The 18815-nt window shown below is 62.0% G+C and carries 19 protein-coding genes and 2 pseudogenes; 6 read left to right on the forward strand and 15 right to left on the reverse strand.

Annotated features, from left to right (window positions below):
- Nucleotides 1-75 precede the first annotated feature (75 nt).
- Nucleotides 76-836, forward strand: a protein-coding gene (locus AYJ54_RS48485; RefSeq protein ID WP_430641395.1) for an IS5 family transposase whose coding sequence is annotated in 2 segments (ribosomal slippage) — nt 76-409 and nt 409-836 — 762 coding nt in all. Because the reading frame shifts where the segments join, the coding sequence is not laid out codon by codon here.
- Nucleotides 837-1169: 333 nt separating this feature from the next.
- On the opposite strand, the gene AYJ54_RS41490 is transcribed toward AYJ54_RS48485, so the two are convergent.
- From AYJ54_RS41490 to AYJ54_RS48490, 14 genes and pseudogenes are all read right to left on the reverse strand, one after another.
- A complete protein-coding gene (locus AYJ54_RS41490; protein WP_063708258.1) occupies nt 1170-1817 on the reverse strand; it encodes an ABC transporter ATP-binding protein in 648 nt (215 codons plus the stop codon).
- Nucleotides 1804-2535 carry an ABC transporter ATP-binding protein gene (locus tag AYJ54_RS41495; RefSeq protein WP_063708350.1) on the reverse strand — a complete coding sequence of 244 codons (732 nt, stop codon included), beginning with the start codon at nt 2533-2535 and terminating at the stop codon, nt 1804-1806. Before AYJ54_RS41495 ends, AYJ54_RS41490 begins: the two co-directional genes overlap by 14 nt.
- A complete protein-coding gene (locus tag AYJ54_RS41500) occupies nt 2532-3461 on the reverse strand; it encodes a branched-chain amino acid ABC transporter permease (protein ID WP_063708259.1) in 930 nt (309 codons plus the stop codon). Before AYJ54_RS41500 ends, AYJ54_RS41495 begins: the two co-directional genes overlap by 4 nt.
- Nucleotides 3458-4354 (reverse strand): branched-chain amino acid ABC transporter permease, encoded by an 897-nt coding sequence (locus tag AYJ54_RS41505; protein WP_063708260.1) that lies wholly within the window; start codon nt 4352-4354, stop codon nt 3458-3460. Before AYJ54_RS41505 ends, AYJ54_RS41500 begins: the two co-directional genes overlap by 4 nt.
- Before the next feature lie 44 nt (nt 4355-4398).
- The gene (locus tag AYJ54_RS41510; protein ID WP_063708261.1) at nt 4399-5673 is read right to left on the reverse strand and encodes an ABC transporter substrate-binding protein; all 1275 of its coding nucleotides are present in this window, start codon (nt 5671-5673) and stop codon (nt 4399-4401) included.
- Between the two features lie 525 nt (nt 5674-6198).
- Nucleotides 6199-7152 carry a branched-chain amino acid ABC transporter permease gene (locus tag AYJ54_RS41515; protein WP_063708262.1) on the reverse strand — a complete coding sequence of 318 codons (954 nt, stop codon included), beginning with the start codon at nt 7150-7152 and terminating at the stop codon, nt 6199-6201.
- Complete coding sequence (locus tag AYJ54_RS41520) at nt 7149-8048, reverse strand: branched-chain amino acid ABC transporter permease (RefSeq protein ID WP_063708263.1); 900 nt, start codon at nt 8046-8048, stop codon at nt 7149-7151. Before AYJ54_RS41520 ends, AYJ54_RS41515 begins: the two co-directional genes overlap by 4 nt.
- Nucleotide 8049: 1 nt before the next feature.
- Nucleotides 8050-8787 carry an ABC transporter ATP-binding protein gene (locus AYJ54_RS41525; protein ID WP_063708264.1) on the reverse strand — a complete coding sequence of 246 codons (738 nt, stop codon included), beginning with the start codon at nt 8785-8787 and terminating at the stop codon, nt 8050-8052.
- Nucleotides 8784-9581 (reverse strand): ABC transporter ATP-binding protein, encoded by a 798-nt coding sequence (locus AYJ54_RS41530; RefSeq protein WP_347337247.1) that lies wholly within the window; start codon nt 9579-9581, stop codon nt 8784-8786. Before AYJ54_RS41530 ends, AYJ54_RS41525 begins: the two co-directional genes overlap by 4 nt.
- A complete protein-coding gene (locus tag AYJ54_RS41535) occupies nt 9582-10892 on the reverse strand; it encodes an ABC transporter substrate-binding protein (RefSeq protein WP_063708265.1) in 1311 nt (436 codons plus the stop codon).
- Between the two features lie 583 nt (nt 10893-11475).
- Nucleotides 11476-11692, reverse strand: a pseudogene (locus tag AYJ54_RS53210) (SOS response-associated peptidase); the annotation flags it as partial.
- 141 nt (nt 11693-11833) lie between these two features.
- On the reverse strand, nt 11834-12238 hold the full coding sequence (locus AYJ54_RS41540; protein ID WP_063708266.1) for a c-type cytochrome: 405 nt from the start codon (nt 12236-12238) through the stop codon (nt 11834-11836).
- A gap of 43 nt (nt 12239-12281) precedes the next feature.
- Nucleotides 12282-13970, reverse strand: coding sequence for a PQQ-dependent dehydrogenase, methanol/ethanol family (locus tag AYJ54_RS41545; protein ID WP_063708267.1), 1689 nt, complete (start codon nt 13968-13970; stop codon nt 12282-12284).
- Between the two features lie 174 nt (nt 13971-14144).
- Nucleotides 14145-14330: pseudogene (locus tag AYJ54_RS48490) on the reverse strand (oxidoreductase); the annotation flags it as partial.
- A 56-nt stretch (nt 14331-14386) separates the two neighbouring features.
- Between AYJ54_RS48490 and AYJ54_RS51735 the strand changes: the two are divergent.
- The 5 genes from AYJ54_RS51735 (at nt 14387) to AYJ54_RS41575 (ending at nt 17042) form a co-directional block, all read left to right on the forward strand.
- A complete protein-coding gene (locus tag AYJ54_RS51735; protein WP_063708269.1) occupies nt 14387-14572 on the forward strand; it encodes a hypothetical protein in 186 nt (61 codons plus the stop codon).
- Between the two features lie 120 nt (nt 14573-14692).
- Nucleotides 14693-14959, forward strand: a complete 267-nt coding sequence (locus tag AYJ54_RS51740; protein WP_210184086.1) for a hypothetical protein — start codon at nt 14693-14695, stop codon at nt 14957-14959.
- Between the two features lie 12 nt (nt 14960-14971).
- Nucleotides 14972-15607, forward strand: a complete 636-nt coding sequence (locus tag AYJ54_RS41565; protein WP_063708271.1) for a hypothetical protein — start codon at nt 14972-14974, stop codon at nt 15605-15607.
- A gap of 178 nt (nt 15608-15785) precedes the next feature.
- Nucleotides 15786-15968: an SDR family oxidoreductase gene (locus AYJ54_RS53215; RefSeq protein ID WP_063708272.1), complete on the forward strand. Its 183-nt coding sequence runs from the start codon at nt 15786-15788 to the stop codon at nt 15966-15968.
- A gap of 12 nt (nt 15969-15980) precedes the next feature.
- Complete coding sequence (locus tag AYJ54_RS41575; RefSeq protein ID WP_245329281.1) at nt 15981-17042, forward strand: SDR family oxidoreductase; 1062 nt, start codon at nt 15981-15983, stop codon at nt 17040-17042.
- A 1369-nt stretch (nt 17043-18411) separates the two neighbouring features.
- On the opposite strand, the gene AYJ54_RS41580 is transcribed toward AYJ54_RS41575, so the two are convergent.
- On the reverse strand, nt 18412-18798 hold the full coding sequence (locus tag AYJ54_RS41580) for a baeRF12 domain-containing protein (protein ID WP_063708273.1): 387 nt from the start codon (nt 18796-18798) through the stop codon (nt 18412-18414).
- Nucleotides 18799-18815 lie beyond the last annotated feature (17 nt).

Consider the following 18815-nt stretch of genomic DNA (forward strand, 5'->3'; position numbering starts at 1 on the left):
ACTAGGGTCTGTACTCAATAAGGATTCCCGTCTGGGCTGAGTTGTGATTCAAGCTTCCCAAGCGAAGGGGGCTTGATGGGGAAGCAACTGTACTGGCTGAGCGAGTCGGAGTGGAAGCGGATCGAACCGCTGTTGCCACGTGGGCGACGCGGGGCGCACCGCGTGGATGATCGGCGCGTAATCAGCGGGATCATGCACATGCTGCGATCGGGCGCACGCTGGCGGGACTGTCCGCCAGACTACGGGCCGTACACGACGATTTACAACCGCTTCAACCGCTGGAGCCGGCAAGGCGTGTGGAGCAATATTTTCTACGCGTTGACCGGCTCAACTGGCCGGGTCGGGACAATGTCCATCGACGCGACCCACATTAAAGCCCACCGCTCGGCGGCGGGCGCAAAAGGGGGGACTTCCAGCAGGCGGTCGGCCGCTCGCGCGGCGGGCGCACCACCAAAATCCACGCGCTAACCGAGGATCACGGACGTCCGATCGCCTTCTTGCTTACCCCTGGCAATTGCCACGATCTCGTGGCCGCGCGCGATCTGTTACCAGCCGTGCCTCCAGCCCGACGCTTACTGGCCGACAGAGCCTACGATGCCAACAGCCTGCGTGTTTGGTTGGCGGATCGCGGAACAAAAGCGGTGATCCCGCCTAACCCAACCCGCAAACATCCTCACCGATATGACGCCAAAGCCTATAAGAGCCGTAACCTTATCGAGCGCATGTTCTGCCGCCTCAAGGATTTCAGACGCATCGCGACCCGCTATGACAAGCGAGCCGACAACTTCCTATCCGCCATCCACTTGGCAGCCGCACTCACCTGGTGGATTAATTGAGTCCGGACCCTAGATCGCAAGGGCAGGGTACTCGCGCGGCTTAGAAGCTGATCGTGCTCGTCACGAGCAGACCTCTATGTTCGGCCGATCGCGACAAGCCGTGCCGATTGCAGTGAGGACAAAAAATCGTGTCGGGGGTTCGAGTCGCTCTCCGGTACCAAGACCCACGATTTTGTGCGCGAACCTACATTTTCCGCGATCCTGTTCGCCGGACGGTAGCGCATCGTCGTGATAGCTAATCGTCTTATCCGTTGTGCAAATTCCTCCGCTGAGAGCTCTGCTATCGCGGCGGCGGCACGCTGCCGAGCCAGGCGCGTTTCATGCCAAGCATGTTCACTTGCTCACACTCACCGATCCCCGGTCGATTGCGAACACGCGGTCGAGCAGGCCGTGGGCATGCGTCATGCTCGATTCGGAGAGAACGACCGACAGCCCCGACTTGCGCAGTCCTGAGATCACCTCGGCCAGCCGCCGTGCCAGCACCGGAGCCACGCCCTCGAACGGCTCGTCGAGCAGAAGAAGCTTGTGCCCGGCCATCAGCGCCCGGCCCAGCGCCACCAGCTTCTGCTGGCCGCCCGAGAGCTGCAATGTCTTCCGTGCGCGCAGCGCCGTCAGCTCGGGGATGGTCTCGTAGATGTGCGCGAGCCTCGCGTCTGGGTCTTGTGCGTCGGCGGCCCATGCCGGCAGCAGCATGTTCTCCTCCGCCGTGAGGCCCGGCACGAGCCGACGGTCCTCCGGCATGTAGCCGATCCCGAACTCCGCGCGGCGATGGGTCGGCAGGCCGGACAGCTCTCTGCTCTCGAATTCGAGCTTTCCCGATGCCGGCGGCAGCAGTCCCATAATGGTGCGCAACAGGGTAGTCTTGCCCGCTCCATTGCGGCCGATCAGGCCCACGAACTCGCCGGTGCCGACGTCGAGGTCGACACCGCGCAGGATCGCTACCGCACCGATGGAGACAGACACACGCTCAAGCCGCAGCATGGGGCACCTCGTCGCCTATCACGTAGCGGCGAACGCTGTCCGCGCGCAGCACGGTGTCGGGCGTGCCGTCCGCGATGATGCCGCCGTCGTAGAACGCCACCACGCGCCCCGCGAAGCGGGCGACGATGTCCATGTCGTGCTCGACGAAAATCACGGTCACGCCGGCCGCGCGCGCCGCGCCCATCACGACGTCCATGATGGCGAACTTCTCATCAGCGGAGACGCTGCTCGTGGGCTCGTCAAGGAGGAGCAGCTTGGAGCGGCTGGACAGCGCCATCGCGACGTCGAGAAGCTTGCGGATGCCCTCAGGCAGCAACCCGGCCTGCTGATGCCCGTAGGGCTCAAGCGCGAACCGCGCGAGCGCCGCATCAGTCGCGGCCTGCGGATCCTTTGCTCCGGCGATGCTCTCAGCGATCAGCAGGTTGTCGCGCACATTGAGCGTCTGGAACAGCTGCGGAACTTGGAACGAGCGCGAGACCCCGAGCTTGGTGATCTGGCGCGGGCTCAAGCCGACGATGTTGCGTCGGTCGAACATGATGCGTCCGCTGTCGGGCTTAAGATAGCCCGTCACCATGTTTAGGAAGGTCGTCTTGCCGGCCCCGTTGGCACCGATCAAGCTCACCACGGTATTGGCGTCGAACGCAAGGCTGATGTTGGCGGCGGCAGTCACTGCGCCGAAACTCTTCTTCAGTCCTTCCGCGGTCAGGACGGCATTCATGCGGATCTCCGCCACCGCTCGGCGAGCGACCACAGGCCGGCCGGTTGGAACATGATGATGGCAAGCATGGCGAGCCCAAGCGACATCTGCCACACATTGGGCGCGTATTGGCTGGCTATCGTGCGCAGCGCCTCGAAGATGGCCGCCGCCACGAACGGGGCAATGATGCTCTGAGTCCCGCCGAGGATGGCGATGAATACGAATTCACCCGAGGTGGTCCAATAGGTTGTCTCGGGATCGACATGACCGACCGCCAACGCGGCCAGCGCGCCGCCAAATCCTGCCAGTGCGCCCGCGATCAGGTAGTTGACATACACGACCCGATAGGGTGATGCGCCGAGATAGGAGACGCGCAGCTCGTTGTCGCGCACAGCTGAGGCGAGTCGCCCCCAGTGTCTGCCGAGCAGCCGGTGCACCATAAGCGCGGCAACGACCGCGCAGGCGGATCCGGCGATCAGGAACACGCGACGCTCCATTCCGGAAGCGAAAGCCATGCCGAAGAATGTCCGCGCATGCAGGTTGAACCCGTCCGTGCTTCCCAGGGCGGCACTCTTCACCAGAAGGCCGTACAGGATCATCGAGAGCGCGAGCGACAGCATGGCGAAGAAGATGTCGCGATAGCGGGCGAGCAGCAGGCCGAGCAGAGCGGCGATCAGCCCGCCGGCAGCAGCCGCTGCGAGCAGCATCACGGCCGCGTCGGCAATATGCCATTGGTGCGAGAGCAGGGCCGCCGCATAGGCGCCTATGCCGAAGTACAGCCCCTGTCCGAACGACACCAGGCCGGTGCGCATGAGGACGACAAGTCCCAGCACCACGACGCCTTTGGCGAGCGCCAGCATGGCCATGAACACGAGCCATTGCGGCGCCAGTAGGGCGAGCGCGATCAGGAGAGCAAGCGCAACAGCGGCGGCGGCAAGAGCCTTCATATCTTGCGCGCCTCCTGCGCCGCGAACAGTCCCTTCGGGCGCGCGATCAGCACGATCGCCATCACGGCGTAGATCGAGAACAGCTCGGCCTCCGGCCAGTAGCGCACCGTCGCCGAGCGCACAAGGCCGACAAGCAGTGCGCCGAGGGCCGCTCCGCCGAGACTGCCAAGCCCGCCGATCACGACGACGGCAAAAGCGAGCACGATGACTTCAACGCCGATGCCGGGCGTGACGGCCACCGTGGGTGCTGTCAACGCGCCGCCGAGCGCGGCCAGCGTCGCGCCGACGGTGAAGGTCGCGAGATAGAAGCGGCTTACGTTGATGCCCATCGCCATGCTCATCTCGCGGTCATGGATGACGGCGAGCAGGAGCTTGCCCTGCCGCGTGCGATAGAGTGCCCACACAAGTGCGAGCCCCGTCACAAGCGCCATGCCGATCAGCAGCAGGTTGTAGGCGGGGTAGGCGAGGCCGCCGAGCGAAAAGTTGCCCGGCAGGGCGTACGGCTCGGGCAGCAGCAGTGAGTCGACGCCCCACACCAGCTTGATCACGTCCTCCATGATGAGGAAGACCGCATAGGTGATCAGCACCAGCACCACCTCGTCCTTGCCGTACATCCACTGCAAGAGCCCGCGCTCGAGCAGCGGGCCCACGAGGCCGCCGACGACAATGGCGGCCAGCAGCAGCATGCCGAAGCTGCCGGCCGCCGGCAGTCCGCCGTTAAGCCACGCGCTGGCGAACGAGCACGCCGCGTAGGCGCCGAGTGCATAGAGGCTGCCGTGGGCGACGTTGAGGATGCGCATGACCCCATAGATCAGCGTCAGCCCGGCCGACATCAGGAACAGCCAGGACCCATATGCGATGCCATCGAAGGCAACGGGCAGGATATTGCTCATCGGGGGCAAGCGGCGGCGGCTCGAACAAGCCGCCGCCTCCAAGGCTATTTCTTGAGATCGGACTTGATCCAGGCTTCGCTCTTCACGCCATCCGGCGGGTTCACCTTCTCGGCGGGATAGCGGACGACATCGACCATCTTGAGCTGACCACCCTCGACCTTGGTGGTGCCGACCGCAGCATCCATGATCGCCTGGTGTCCCTTGCCAAGTGACATCTTCACCGCTCCGCCGGGACCCTCGAAGGTGAGGTTCTCGAGCGCGGCAATGATCCTGTCCTGATCGGGGACCGCGCTGCCGGCGCCCTTCGCCTTCTCGTAAGCGGCCTTCACGGCCAGAATTGCCTGCGCCATCTTGAAGGAGGCATAGTTCGGCGGCACTTGATACCGATCCTGGTAGTTTGTCTTCAGCCAGCGCGCGAGTTCAGTATCGGGCGCGAATGGTCCGAAGGGGCCGCGAGCCCCCAGGATGGTTCCGTCAGGAATACGCGTGCTGAGCCTGTTGATCGCGGGCTCGCCCGCCGAGAGAATCACCTTGTGCTTTTCGAACAGGCCGCGCGGTGCGCCTTGCAGCACAAGACCCTCGAGATCGCCGCCCCACATGCTGGAATGGATCACCTCTGCGCCACTACCGAGCAACGTGGTGATCTCGGCGCCGAACTGACCCGCAAAGAGCTTTGGCATCTGTGAGGTCTTCACCTCGATACCGGGCTTCAGGGTCTTCATCGAATTCTCGAAGTCCGCCCATGAGTCCTGGCCCCAGGCGTAGTTCTGGTTGATGCCCGCAATCGACTTTACGTTGGGGTTTCGTTCCACCAGGTAGAGCGCGACAGACACGTTATCCATCGTGCCGGTGGGGCCGGTGCGGAACACATATTTGTAGCTCGCGTCCTCGAAGATGCGCGGCGTACCGCAGTCGAACAAGATCGTGAGCTTCTTCAGCTCCTCGGCCACCGGTGCGATCGCCAGGCAATCGCCGCTCGAGATATAGCCGATGACGATATCGACCCTCGGCGCAAGGTTACGAAATTCGGCCACCTGCTTCTGCGGACCGCCGGCCTCGTCGATGATGACGAGCTCGATCGGGGTGCCGCCGAAGCCCTTCTGCGTATACGGCGCAGGCACGGTGCCGGCGTTGAGCGTCTCGGCGGTGAGCTCGGCCGCGTTGCGGGCCGGGACGCCAAACGGGCCGGCCGCCGGGCCGGAGAGCAGCGTCACAATGCCGACCTTGATCGGCTGCTGCGCCAGAGATGCAGGGACAGTGAGCAGCATGACGAAGGCGGCGACGGCCGTGCGCAAGCCGAAGCTGGGTGATATTCGCATCTGATTCCTCCTCCACGTCGTCGGTGGTCGCCTGAACCTGCGGACCCTTCTTCCGGTCTCTCTTGATATGCTATTGTAACTCGCCGATTTGCAGTACGTCCAAGAATCTTGAGGGGGCGACCTCGCGCCTCGGGGCGATCTCGCGGCGTCCATCCGGGATGCTGGCTGAGTTTTCGCTCCAGTCCATTACTGGCCGTGCGACGAGCTCCGACAGGGTCCCAGATGCAGGCCGAATCCGCCAGCCCCAAAATATCTGCTTTTCTTTCGTCGGGGAGCTCAGCTGGTTCAACGCAAGAACAAAGAATCCTGGCAACGGGGGTTCGCGTCGCTCCCCGCTACTAAGTCCTGCGATTTCCTACGTTGCCTTACCATTTTCTGCGATCGCGTTCGACTGCATTGCGGGGAAGCTCTTCCTCGATCTGAACTCCCGTGCTTGGGCGAGCGTCATTGCATTTTGTCCGTTGCTTTCGAAATCGAGAGCAACCCGCGCGCTGTGACCCGATTCAGCGTAGGGGACGCTCCCAACTACTGGTTGAGCCACCGCCTCATGAACCCGAGCAGCCCTTGGGGCATGAAAATGACCATTGCGATGAAGATGAGCCCAACCGGAATCAGGTAGTACTCCGTGAAGAAGCGCGAGAAGCCCTCGCGCAGAAGCAGGAAGAACGCGGCGCCCACGATGGGCCCCACCAGCGTGCCGATTCCGCCAATGACGTTGAAGATTACCACCTCACCCGAGATCAGGAAGAAGACGAAGTCGGGCGCTGCGAACCGGTTCTGGATGGCGTAGAGCACCCCGGCCAACCCAGCGAACAGCCCGGAGAGCATCACCGCCGCGATCTTGTAGCGCTCGATGGGATAGCCAATGGCCCGGGTCCGCGCCTCGTTCTCGCGGATGGACTGCAGCACCATCCCGAAGGGAGACTGGGTGATGCGCCGTAGGGCGAGATAAGACGCGGTCACCACCGCGAGCACAAACCAGTGGAGCGTCTCAGAGGTGAATGGGACCGAGAAGAGGCCAGGAATGGCCAGCGCCGGCCGGCCGAAGGTCAGCCCGTTCTCACCGCCGGTCACCTCGGTCCACGTAAAGATGATGACATAGAAGATTTGAGAGAAGATCAAGGTCGTGATCGCGAAGTAGATGTCGCGCAGACGCGTGGCAAAGTAGGCCACGAAAGCGGCGACTCCGGCCGCGGCGATAAGCCCATACAGAATCGCCAGCCATAGATCAGGCGGCTTAACCAACAGCAGCGCTGCCGCGGCGCCGTACATCCCGAGACCAAAGAAGGCCGAGTGGCCGAACGACACCATGCCCGCGTAACCGATCAGGATGTCGGAGGACATGGCCAGCAGCCCCCAGATCAGGATCTCAGTCAGGAAGCGGCGCCAGAACTCCGGCAGCACGAGCGGCGCCACAATCAGCAGCGCCAGGATGACGGAAAACGCGGTCCAATAAACAACGACTCGGCGCGCACTCATTTCGGTGTCGGAACGAAGAGCCCGGTGGGCCGGAAAAGCAGGGTCAGGATCAGCACGACAAAGGAGAAGATGACCGCCTGGGCCGGGCTCACCCAGAGCGAGGCATATGATTCCATCAGGCCGATGAAGATGGAGGCGGCGATCGAGCCCCCGAGGTTGCCCATGCCGCCGACCACGACGACAATAAAGGCCTTAAGGACCCAATCGAGCCCCATGGCATGATTGACACCAACGAGCGGGCCGAACAGCACGCCACTGGCGGCAGCCATACCGGCACCGATGGCGAAGACGACGGTGAGGACCGACGGCACCGGGATGCCCATGGCCTGAGCCATAACACGGTCCTGAGTGGTGGCGCGGATCCAAATGCCGTAGGTGCCGAATTTGAGGAAGAGCCAAAGGGCGCCGATGATGGCGGCCGAGAGCAGTGCGATCACGAGCCGGTACCACGGGTAGTCCAGATAGAAGAGCGTGAAGTGGCCGGTGAAGGGCTCCTGGATCTTGCGCGCCACCGGCCCGAACTGCCAGAGCGCGTAGTTCTGCAGCACCAGAGAGATCCCGAAAGTGGCCAGTATGGTGGTCAAGGGATCCCGCCCGAGCAGTGGGCGCAGAGTCGTCACATGAATAGCTGCGCCGAGCAGCGCGATGGTGAGGGTGGCGACGACGAGCGCCACCCAGAAGTTGCCGGTGGCGGCCAACGTGATAACGCCCACGTAGGCGCCCAGCATGAACAGCTCACCGTGGGCAAAGTTTACCACGTCCATGATGCCGAAGATCAGTGTGAGTCCGGAGGCTACCAGCGCCAAGATCATGCCGGTGACGATGCCGTTGACCGTCTGGATGAGGAGTTGCTCGAAGGGAATGGCCTGAAGAAGCTGCTCGAGGGGAATGCCCATGCTACACTCCCAAATACTGGTGTATGACGGCATCGCTCACCCGCAGCTTGGAGGCCACCGCGTGGTGCCGGACGACGCCTTTCTCCATGATGTAAATCCGCTGGCTGGCCTCGAGCGTCAGCGGGACATTCTGCTCCACAAGTAGGATCGCCGCGCCCTCGTGGTGGAGCACATCGATGATCTGTCGGATCTGCGAAACCATGCGCGGCATCAGGCCTTCCGTCGGCTCATCCAGCAGGATGATCTTGGGCTCGAGCATCATTGCACGGGCGATAGCGAGCATCTGTTGCTCGCCACCCGAGAGCGTGCCGCCGGCCTGATTGCGGCGCTCGGCCAGCACTGGGAAGTAGTCGTAGACCTTCTCCAAGAGCTGCTTCTTCCTAGCGTCGGTCACTCCGCGGCGGTCAAGACCGGTACGGAGATTCTCCATGACCGTCAAAAGGCGGAAAATCCGCCGGTCCTCGGGAACGTAGCCGATCCCGAGCCTCGCCAAGCGGTGGGTCGGCAGATGGGTGATGGGCCGGCCCTCGAATAGCACCTCGCCCTGGCTCGGGCGGACGATGCCCATGATGGCCTTCAGCGTCGTGCTCTTGCCGACGCCGTTGCGCCCGAGGAGGCCCACTACCTCTCCTCTCCCCACCTCAAGAGAGACACCATGCAGAGTATGGCTCTTGCCGTAGTAGGTGTGGATGTCCTCGACCTTGACGAGGGGGTCCGTCGATGCGTTGCCCAGAGTCATGTCTTCAGGTAGACCTCCAGCACTCTGGGGTTCCGCTGGATCTCCTCCGGCGTCCCCTCGGCCAGGATCTCGCCGTAGTGGAACACCGTGATGCGCTGGGCCAGCTCCATGACCACGCGCATGTCGTGCTCCACGATAAGGATCGTCAGGTTCTTCGCGATGCGGCGCACCAGTGCCATTGTGTCGCGGGTTTCGGCCGCGCTCATCCCGGCCGTCGGCTCGTCCAGGCAGAGGAGCTGGGGTTCGGTAGCCAGCGCGATGCCGATCTCAAGATTGCGCTGCTCGCCGTGGGAGAGGTTGGCGGCCATTTCGTCCCCTTTGCCTCGCAGGCCGACCGCCTCCAATACTGCTTCGGCCTTTTCGATGATGTCGCGGTAAGCGCGGTGGTGGGTCAGCAGGCTCCAGCCGTGCCGGCGTGACTGCGCAGCGATGCGGACGTTCTCGATGGCGGTGGCGTTCGGGAAGATGTTGGTGATCTGATAGGACCGGGCGATACCCTTCTGAGAGATCCAATTGGGGGGAAGCCCCGTGATGTCCTCTCCGTTGAACAGGAAGCGCCCCGTCGAGGGGCGCAGGACGCCGGTCAGGCAGTTGAAGAAGGTGCTTTTGCCGGCCCCATTTGGCCCAATGATTGCGCGGATCTCGCCCCGCTGGAGGTCGAAGTTGACGCGGTTGAGCGCGGTCAGGCCTCCGAAGCGGACGGTTAGGCCTTCGGTACGGAGGATAAGGGCCGAGGCGCCTCCCAGGGCGGCGCTGGCCGGGACAGTCGCTTCCAGAGTAGGTTCGCCGGCCACTTAGGTGGAGGCAAACTTGCAGGCCGGCGCGAACATTGCCTTCTCCTTCGGGACTACCTCGACGATCCGGTGCTTGCCGTCCTTGATGTCGAAGATGAACTCGCGGAGGAAGGCCTGATGGTCGTCCTTGCGGAGCGTCTTGTCGCCCTGGGGGAAGTCGTCCCCTTCCTTCATCTCGAGCCCCTCCAGGGCCTCGATGAGTTTGGCCGTGTCCTCGCGGCCGCGGAAGCCTGACTTCTCCATGCCCATCTTGAGGGCATTCATGGCCTCGAAGTTCGACTGGACGTAGCGATCGGGCAGCGGGCCGGACGGATCGATTTGCTTGAGCCGAGCGACGGCCTCTTCGAAAAACTTCTTGTGCGCGGCTGTGTTCAGCGGCGCATCGAGAACCGGGATGTATCGGTTGATGCCGACGAAGCCTTCGATCTTTCTGCCCAGGGCAGGAAGGTTGGTGGATTCCGCGATGGCGCCGTCCCCAGCCCACTTATACCTCCTGGTCAGGCCTAGGTCGAACGCTTGGTTGCCGACCGTCACGCCGTCCTTACCGAAGAAGATGCCGAATAGGCCGTCGAAGTCCCCTGTGATCTTGGAGAGGAACGGCGTCATGTCAGCTGTGCCGAGCGGAATGCCTGTCGTGCCTACGACCTGGCCGCCCGCCTTTTTGATCTCCTCTGCGTAAGCATCGCGAGTCGATTGGCCCCAGGCGTAGTCGGCATACGCAATGTGCCACTTCTTGCCCATCTTGCCGACCAGGAAGGGCGTAAACGCCACCGCCTGAGCAGGGGCGTAGTCGAATGGCCGGAATGTGTACCGACTGCACTTGCTGGTCGTGATAGTGGTGTCGAGGCACACACCGATCATGTTGACGATCTTGTACTCTTCAAAGACCGGCATGCAGGCAAGGCATACGTTTGACAGAAAGCCACCCTCGTGGACGTCGATTTTGTCCTCGACGACCAGCTTCTCTGCCTTGCGCCGTCCGACGTCGGGCTTGGACTCGTAGTCCGCCACGATGAGCTCGACGGGGCGACCGTTGATGCCGCCTGACTTGTTAATGCGGTCAACGGCCATCTGGGTGCCGACCAGAGCCGTCTTGCCCCCCGCGGCGGCGGCGCCGGAAAGCGGCTGCAGCGTGCCGATCCTGTACGGCTTGGCCTGGCCGAAGGCAGCGCGCCACGGCGCTGGCACCAGCATTGTCGCTCCGAGCACTCCGGCACTCGCCGCGCTCCACCCGACTAGCCGGCGGCGTGTAACCTTGCCGCCGTACCAGAATTCCTCGCCCCGATCCTGCGCTTCCTCTTTGTCAAGCATAGCGGGTCCCTCTCTGGACCGCTCAGACAGATTTCCAGATCATCGCCACGAGCGGGACCGGCGAAGACCTGAATTATGCGTGCCGCCTCGGCTTGCNNNGAGCCACACCTCAAGCCGACGCATGCCATCGCGCCAAGGCTCACGGCACCTCTCCCGATGTCCCATCGAGACTACGGCGTCCCATCGAGACTATGGCTCGTCGCGCCTACCATCAGGCTTATTTAAAATTATAGACCTTCAAGGGGCCCGCGCCAACAGCAGCTCTTGCTCAGCGGCGGAAGAGCGCGCGCCCCCTCCGACGCGAGGATAGCTTCGTGCCAATTTTGGAAATCGAAATCGTAAGTAGCGATCGCGCAGCGGAAGCTTCGTCGGTGAATTCCAATTCCACTACCAGATCAAGCGGGACGAGCCGATAACGGACACGCTGCGCGCAGTCGCCGCGACCGTCGCTTCCTGTGCGGCCCGCGGCGCAGCCAGACTTCGCGGTTCCTGGAAAAAGGGACATTGACGGTCCGTTAGCGGGCCCGCAATGGGCCTCACTCGTGGCGCCGTCAAAGTCATCACGACTATCGGTCCACCGAGATCAGTACTTCGCTCGGCACCCCCGGGCCACGATCTTGAGCGCATCATCCGGTAATGGCCGCCGCAATGCCTTCGCCTCATCCCACGGCGCGCATCCAGACGTTCCATTCTTCATCGGTCGTCAGGATCGCCGGCATGGCCTTCGGATGGATCGGCGCGACCACCGCGTTCGCTTCCGTCGTCAGGAAGCCGTAGACGAGATGTGGTCCTGGGAACGGCAACGCAACGCCTCAAAGGTGGCATCAAATGGATGTTCACAACCGAAAAGCTTGCGCCAAACCGGAGCGCGCCTATGTGCAGCCAGACGTTATTCCCAGGACCAAACACATAATCAATGTGCCGCGGCGGGTAGTACGGCTTCATGGCTCCGCCTGCACCGTCTGGAGAAAGGCGAAGATGGTCCAGAGCGTCTCGTCATCCAGCCGCCCCGTCCAGTTGGGCATGCCCTTGTCAGGTCGGCCATGCGTGACCGTGAAGTGGAACACGTTGGCCATGTTCTCGCCGTAGCTACGCTTGAGCCGGCGGAGGTCTCGGGGCGGATCGGGGCTGACCGCATTCGGCCCATGGCAATGGGCGCAATATTGGTTGAACAGACCTCGCCCCGTGGCGGCCTGGCCGGCGTCGCCCTCGTAAGAGTTCTTGGCCGAGACCGCAGGATCGTCCGCGCGCGCATACCGCGCCGCACTGGGCAGACCAAAGAAGACGGCGAGCATGCTCGCGCCGGCGAAGATCGCGGCAGCGACCTTCGCTGGGCGTACTTGCATGCCGCTAGGCTGCCCCATGCTCACGACGGAACAGTCTTCCGGCTCAGTCTGGCAACTCGAAGACGAACAGCGCGCCGCCCTCGGGGCTCGAGGCGAATATCCGTTCGCCGGTATGCCCGAGGAAGCTTGGTGGGGTCTTGAGCCGGCCGGAGACGACGGCGACGTACTGCTTGCCATCAAGCTCGTAGGTGATCGCACCCTGGCTGATCCCGGACCCGGCGTTGAACTTCCACAGTTCCTCGCCGGTTTTGGCATCGAGCGCCTTGAACCAGCCCTGGATGTTCCCGTGGAAGACGAGCCCGCCGCCTGTCGTTAGGGCGCCGCCCATGAAAGGCAGCTCCTCTTTGCTGCCCCAGACCCGCTTCTGACTGATCGGATCCCATGCCACCATTTCGCTCATGAAGCCACCTGGACCGGGCTTGTCGAGATCGAACTCCTCGGCGAGATAGAACGCGCCCTTCTTCCTTTCTTCCTTCCTACCGACGAGATCCATGCAGAGATTGAAGGTCGGGATGTAGACCAGACCGGTCTGCGGGTTATAGGCCATGGGCTCCCAGTTTTTGCCCCCGAACAGGTTCGGGCAGATGTCCTTTGCCCAAACGTCGAGACGTGGCCGTCTTTCCGGGACTTCGACCGGCCGCCCGGTCTTGAGGTCGATCTCTTTTGCCCAGTTGACCATGACGAAGGGCTGGGCCGATATCAGCGCGCCGGTCTGGCGATTGAGCACGTAGAAGAAGCCGTTGCGGTCGGCCTTGAGCCCGACGGGCGTCTTCTGCCCGTTGATATCGAGGTCGGCGAGCACGAGTTCGTTCACGCCGTCATAGTCCCAGGTGTCGTACGGCGTCGTCTGGTAGTGCCAGACGATCTTGCCGGTATCTGCGTCGAGCGCCAGCGTGCTGGCCGTGTAGAGGTTGGTGAATTTGCCGTAGTCGCTCGTATCCGGGCCGCGCACCGAGGCTCCCCACGGTGAAGGGTTGCTGGCCCCGTAATAGACGAGGTTGAGCTGCGGGTCGTAGGAGCCGACGAGCCACGCGGCACCGCCGCCAAATTTCCACGAGTCGTTTTTCCAGGTTTCCGCGGCAGGCTCGCCGGCGGCAGGGACAGTATGAGTACGCCACACCTGCTTGCCGGTATCCTGGTCGTAGGCCGTGATGGCACCGCGAACGCCGTATTCGCCGCCGGCATAACCGGTGATCACGAGGTTCTTGACAAGGATCGGCGGCGAGGTGATCGCGGCGCCCTCGTGGTAGTCGACGACCTGGGTCTTCCAAAGCTCCTTGCCCGTGCTCGCATCGAGCGCGACGAGGTGGGCGTCGAGCCGCCCAAGAAACAGCTTGCCGCCCGCATAGGCGACGCCCCGGTTGTCGAGCCCGCAGCAAGTCGTCTGTTGCACGTCTCCGGGAATCTCGGGCGCATACTTCCATTTCGGCGTACCGTCTTTCGCATTGAGGGCATAGACGTAGCGGGGCCCTGCGGAAGTGGTGACGAACAGCGTATCGTCTACGACCAGAGGCGTCGATTCCTGGGCCTCCAGCGAACCAAGCTGAGCCACCCATGCCACCCTCAGCTTGGAGACATTGCCTCTATTGATTTGGGTGAGCGCGCTAAAGCGCGTATTCGCTGTGTCGCCGCCGTAGATCGTCCACGACTTTCCGCTTTCGGCCGCGGCCCCTAAGGGAAGCGCCGACAGCGCCAGCAGCGAACCTGCAAGCATTCCGCTCAGTCGCGACATTGCGATATCCTCCCTATTTGCTTCTTTTCCCCGGCACGACGCTTCGGCGTTTTTGTGCGTGCCCGGTGAGCGGACGGATCGTAGCCCTCTGGGGCTGCTAGGCAAAGATCGTTACCGGAGCCATGATGCTCACAGGCCTAATTGCAGCGATCGGCGCGGTGTGCTGCATCGGGGCCGCGCGCGATTTTCGATTGAGCCGCCGTAAGCATCCGCGTGCTTGTTGGTTCCGTCCTGCAGGAATTGGTCGGGCAGATAGCCGTTCGCGCCATAAATCTCAACGCCGTCGAAGCCGGCGCGCAGCGCCCTGAGACGGCCTTCAACGCGAGCGGACGCGGTCGTGCCGCCCTTTCGGAAGACCAGTTCGTGCGCGCACTGACCGGCTCCAAGATGATCGCGTATCCCGACAGGTCCTGCCGATGATCCACGAGCATCAGATCGACGTGCAACTCCGGATGGCGATTTATGAAGCAGGCAACCTGATCTTGATTAAGCTTGGTCACGTTTGCGCATTCCCCAGCGCGCCGCACTGCAGCATTCTGTTTTCGCAAACCGACCGTCCCAGCCTCGCGCCTTTTGACGATCAGGGCTATCTTTCGTTCTGATTGTGCTTTCGGCGAACCGCATGAAGCTTGGCCCTGGTGGCGGGTCCCGACGGCAAGAAATGAGCCGCACAGCTTTCGTTGGTGATCAAATGACGCATGGCGGCCAAAAAGGGTTTCGGCATGACCAAGCACGGCCGATCGGGGCACGCGATCCGATCGCCGCGTTTCCGTTTCCTGCAGAAGCTCGAAGCACAGAAGACCGATCGCAAGGACCGCTCTTGGATCAAGGATCCGAAACAGTCTGTCGAAGAGCTGTTCCATCCTGGGAAGCCGCGCATCGGCAAAGCGCTCCTCGAGGCTTACGGCACACCGGCCTATGCGCCGCCGCGGCGCGCGAGCGTCGCGTTTCAGCGCAAGTCGCATGGTTTCTATAAGAACCACGGCTGAGTTAATCGACGCATGAGCGGCATCCTTACGATCTGGAACGATTGCGCGCGCGGGCGCGAAGCGACCTATGAGGAGTGGTATCAGGATGAACATCTGATCGAGCGCCTCAGCGTCAGCGGCTTCCGCGTCGGTCGTCGGTATGAAGCGGTTGTCGCCACACGACAATTTCTGACCACCTACGAGGTGGAACGACCGGACGTGCTCGCCTCGGCTGAATACCGTGGGCGGCTCGCCCATCCGACGGAGCGCACCGCCGCGATCATGCGGGATGGTTTTTCCAATATGTGCCGGACAGTTTGCGAGCGGCGAGAGATCCGCGGGGCGATCCGGGGTAACGTAGCGTTAACTGTCGCATTGACCGAACCTGATCCACTGGCTCGGTTGCACGATGTTGCTGAGAAACACCCGTTGAGCATCGAACTGGCGCATTCAGAAATCTGGCTAGCGACGGAGGCAAAAAAGGCGAAGCTCTCAACCGAAGAGGCGTTGCGCGGCAGAGATGCCAAGATTTCCGGCTGTCTGGCGCTGGAATTCCTGCGGCACGAACCGGCCCTGCGCTCAGCCGATGGTATACGGCGCGCACATCCTGGTGCCGAGATCGGCGTCTATCGCTTGATGTGCTCTCTAAGAAAGGAGGATCTGGTTTGAAGATCCTTCTCATTCGACGAAATCCAGCGCGCCGACGCGGCCAAATTGGGGATGAAACTGGAAATCCTCTACACCAATGTCGAGGGCGAGGCGAGGAAACGCGATGCCTCAGACTACACCCAGAATAGCTCTTGTCACTGGCGCTGTGCGTCAACGCGATCCGTCCAGGCACGCACCGATGATCCAAGACATCCTTGGCAAGCCCGCCAACTACGGCCTAGATCGGGTCGCACTGCATCCGTTGAAGCGCATTTCGACGGTCGCGGATCAGGCGTCGGCGGCAGCTTTCCTGTGCAGCCCAGAAGCAGGGTTCATGACCGGCGTCGCGCTGAGCGTCGATGGCGGCAGAGCAATCAGATAGCGAAAGCGATAAATGATGGCACGCACAAGAAAAACGGCGCTCGTGGCTGGAGCGACTGGCGTCGTCGGGCGCAGCCTACTGCGGCAGCTTGTCTCCGATCCCGACTGGGAGGTGATCGCGGTATCGCGGCGCGCGCCTGACATCGAAGGCGACTACCGCCACATCGCCGCTGATCTGCTGGATCCGGCCGACGTCGCGGCAAAACTGAGCAGGCTGAGCGAAGTCAGCCATATCTTCTTTTCTGCCTATATCGAAAAGCCCACCTGGGCCGAGATGGTCGCCCCTAACATGGCGTTGCTAACCAACCTGATGGATGCGCTAGAGCCGGCAGCCAAGGACTTGCAGCATGTCAATCTCATGCATGGCACCAAGTGGTACGGCAATCACCTCGGCCCCTTTAAAACCCCGGCCAAGGAGACCGATCCGGGCCACATGCCGCCCAACTTCTACTATGACCAACAGTCTTTCATTGTGGAACGGCAAAAGGGCAAGGGGTGGACATGGTCCTCTGCTCGGCCGCACGGCATCTGCGGTTTCGCCATCGGCAACCCAATGAACCTAGTGATGGTGCTGGCCGTCTATGCCACAATTTCCAAGGCTCTGGGCTTGCCGCTGCGCCACCCAGGATCTGAGGCTAACGCCCGCGCACTCTACAACGTCACCGACAGTGGACTGTTGGCCCGCGCCTGCGTGTGGATGGCCACTGAGCCAGCAGCCGCAAACGAACCGTTCAACATCACGAATGGCGACATTTTCCGCTGGCAGGACATATGGCCCGCAATTGCCGACTATTTCGGGATGAAAATTGCGCAGCCACAGAAGATCGACCTAGTGCAGATGATGGCAGACAAGGGGCCGCTTTGGGAGCGCCTGGTCAAGGAGCATATCCTTCAGTCAATCCCCTATGAGCAGCTTGTTCGCTGGAACTACGGCAACTTCGTCTTCACGCCAGAATTCGACATCATCTCATCCACGATCAAAGTCAAGCAATTTGGCTTTACCGAGGTTCAGGACAGCCAAGAAATGTTCCTGCGCCATTTCGATGAACTTCGCGCGAAAAGAGTCATTCCCTAACGAGACGTGTGCGACAACGCCCGTACGCACGATCGGCATGCGGTAGGCTTGTCAATCAACCGGTTCGGTCTCCACAAGAAGTTCGCGATAGGCCGCTGTTAGTTCTCCGCTGACATCGCACGCATCGCCGAAGGAAATCCGGCCGTCACTGATCCTGCAGCATAATGGCTAATCTGTTCAACGCCATGTCGGATACGGATGCAAATCGAACCGATCGTGTGATCTGCTGTCTCCATTAATGTTCGCCGAGTCTTTCCGTCGTTTTCGTAGACAGCCCCAAGGAAAGAATGGCGTGTGCACGACGTGTGCACCGGGAGATCAAGAAAAATCTATCCTCGTCGAATGTGGATGGTCGCTCTCTGGCATAAGGCGATAGCCATAGGAGTGAGGCGGCGAACAGCAGAGCTCGGCAACTCGAGAGCCGATCATGTGCTATCGCGAGCAAAGCACTTAGAATGCGTTCTCGGTCGACGTCGGGAGGCTCCGCCTAATGGCGCACGCCAAGCCAGGTCGCGATTGCAGGGTAGCCGCGGAGCCACATGCGGTCGAGATCGAGGTCCATCGGCAGTGGTTGGGATGTGCTCGAACGGCGCGGACATATCGTCAACCGGTGGGGCACCTGGAACGAGATGGCTGGCCACGCCCATGGGATCACGATTGATCCGCAAAGCGGGATCCTGAGCGGAGGTTCGGATCCGCGCAGCGACGGTGCGGCGATCGGCTATTAGGATCGGAGCCGGCCGACTGTGGCGGCGCAAGGCAGGCCTCCCGCCGAGAATGCCGCATTCAAAGCGTGGTTGGATCGCGTGCAAACGGCGGTCTTTGGCGGACTAGCAGAGCGCCGTTCGCCGAGTCACGCTGCCCGTCGATAACAGAACAAGGCTCCCGAAATAGTGGGTCTAGCGCTGTAGCGGATCCCCGCTACCAAACGTGCGATTTCGTGCGCCAAACTACGATTTTCTGCGATTTCATACGATTGATGGTCGCGCCCTAGGCCCGCTCGCGGCGCAGCTTTCCATCTTCAGAGCGATCGTCGCAGCTAGCACTGCTGGTTCCCACGTCTTGGAATGAAAAAACGGCGTACCGGTCAACGGGGATTGACGGACACTCTCTCCGCCATTTTCACGATTTTGTACGCCAAGCTGCGATTTTCTACGGCTTTTCGTGCGCTTGCCGGCAGCGGTCGGCGGCGTTGCGGCCGGACTATCGATCGCATTAGTTGCCGGTCCGGACCGTCGGCTTGGACCGTACGCACTCGCGCGGCTCTAACGATCGGTTCTTGCCGAACGCTGCAAGTGTCGGTCGCCGCCGCTATTCGCGCAGGCTTTGGTTGGACAGGCTTGCGCTGGCAGCCGTTTCCAGAGGCACGTCAGGCATCAGCGATCAGTGAGGCGATGTCCTCGAGCGGTCGCCGGCTGAAGTCTTTCGCGAGCTCACCTATGATCTTGCCTTTCAGGTCGCGGTGGAAGTGCTTGCGCATCTCCCCTAGGGTCCTCGGGTCGGAGACAACGACCAGGTGTTCTATGGTCCCGTCCAGGCTGAGCTTGTTCAGAAACGCGGCCGTCGCTGCCGCGAAGTCGTCCTCGACGAGCCGAGAGCCGGTGTGATGGCGCGCACCCGAGCCTGAGTGGGCGGGCGCCGGCGGAGCCGCCGTGATCTCGACCAAGTGCACCCCCGGCTTCACGCCTGTATTGTGGAACAGGCGCATCGTCTCGCCGTCAGCGACTGCTACTGTCGTACCGGTCGGTAGAATCATCGAAAGCCCTCCATTCA

Source organism: Bradyrhizobium centrolobii, assembly GCF_001641635.1.
GTDB classification, from domain to species: Bacteria; Pseudomonadota; Alphaproteobacteria; order Rhizobiales; family Xanthobacteraceae; genus Bradyrhizobium; species Bradyrhizobium centrolobii.